This window comes from Mesorhizobium sp. M4A.F.Ca.ET.050.02.1.1, assembly GCF_003997725.1.
Classification (GTDB): domain Bacteria; phylum Pseudomonadota; class Alphaproteobacteria; order Rhizobiales; family Rhizobiaceae; genus Mesorhizobium.
This window is the reverse complement of the sequence record NZ_RZSG01001087.1, coordinates 1-1,551: the sequence shown is the minus strand read 5'-3', so window position 1 is coordinate 1,551 and position 1,551 is coordinate 1. Positions and strand designations below refer to the sequence as shown.

Sequence of the window (1,551 nt, the reverse complement as noted above, 5' to 3'; positions counted from 1 at the left end):
ATCCATGACGAGCACAGCGTGTGCGCCCTTTTCAACATGGCGGCTGATCTCGTCGATATGGCGTTGCATGGCCTGGGTGTCGGCAAAGGGTAGGGCCAGAGCGGCCCCGGCGCCGCGCGCCGGGCAAATCGCGCCAAACAGATACGCACTCTTGTAGCGCTGATCGGCCGGCTGGCGGGGTCGGGTGCCGCGCCTTGCCCATTGCCGCACGATGCCGTTCTTCTGGCCGATGCGGGCTTCATCCTGGAACCAAAGCTCCACCTTCGTGCGCGGCGGCAGGTCGCAAAGATGCGCCTTCAGCGTGCGTGGCCAGTTTTTTTGAACTCCTCGACAATATGGGCGTCCTGGCCCGGATGATGTGGGCGCGCGCTGATGTGCGAGAAGCCGAGCTTGTGCAGCAGTTTCCCGACATAGCGCGCGTCGTAGTCCACGCCGAAGCGCTCCTTGATGACGCGCTTCAGGTCGATGCGCCGCCAGCGCACGACGCCGTCAACGGCACGGTCCGGCCCTGTCTCCACCATCGCAGCCAATTCGCTCTGCTGCTCTGGGGACAGCCGCGACAGCGGACCAGGCGACCACTGATCGAGAAGACCGTCGGGGCCTGCAGTATTGAACCGGTGCACCCAGTCGCGCAGCGTCTGCCGATCCATCCCGCCGATCCGCGCCGCATCGGTTCGGTTCATCCCGTCCAGAACCGCCGCGATCGATAACAGCCGGCTGCTCTGCCGTACATCCTTCGAAGCCCGCGCAAGGCGTCGAAGTTCGCTCGCCGAATAGTCATCCCGTAATTTCACCGCTGAACCCATCGCCGAATCTCCTTCGGCATCAGGGAATCACGGTCCACCTGCGACACAAAATCACGAAAGAGTCAGCGCCCTAGACCGTTGGTATAATTTAGTTGAATCCTTCCAATCCCCTTCGCCTCACCTCCTCGCCGACAGTTTAGGAAATTGCGGCGTAATCCTCGGTTCATCGAATTCACTATGGCAAACGCATGATTTCGCCGAGATCGCTGTCGAGTTGAGCGTAGACGATGAAATTGTCTTATCAACGCGGGGTGGACATCCTGCGGGAAACCCAATCGATGTGGTTGTTGCACTCGCTAATCATCTTGTCGAGCGTGGAAAGGCACTGACAAAAGGTCAGTTTATTATGACGGGTTCCTATACGGATGCGTTCCAATCTCGGCCTGGGCAAGAGCTGAACGCAATTTTTGCAGGATTCGACGGTGTAGTACTTCATGTCGCGGCTGCGCGCTGATGAAACTAATTGCCCTTGAGCGGAAGGAGGAGACCATATGTCTGCTGTTCACTGTTCGAACTTACGTGGTGTTGACCTCTTGTCATCACTAGACTATTGCGAAGGCCTAACCCGCTTCTCTCACCGCGCCCAGGCTCGAGGCGCATCTTGACTGGCGCGGGTCGGTGCTGCTCATCCTCGTTTTGAGGACGAGCGCAGCGAGCGCCGCGGAGAGCGGCGGTGCTGGGCTCTACAATTTTTCTCTGTTGTTTGCGGGGAGGGGTCAGGTCCGGCGGCGTCAGCGGGCCGCGG

The 1,551-nt window shown here is 59.7% G+C and carries 1 pseudogene; it reads right to left on the bottom strand.

The window, feature by feature from the left end:
• Positions 1-806 (bottom strand): annotated as a pseudogene (locus EOA33_RS41145) (IS630 family transposase); the annotation flags it as partial.
• Positions 807-1,551: the final 745 nt, after the last annotated feature.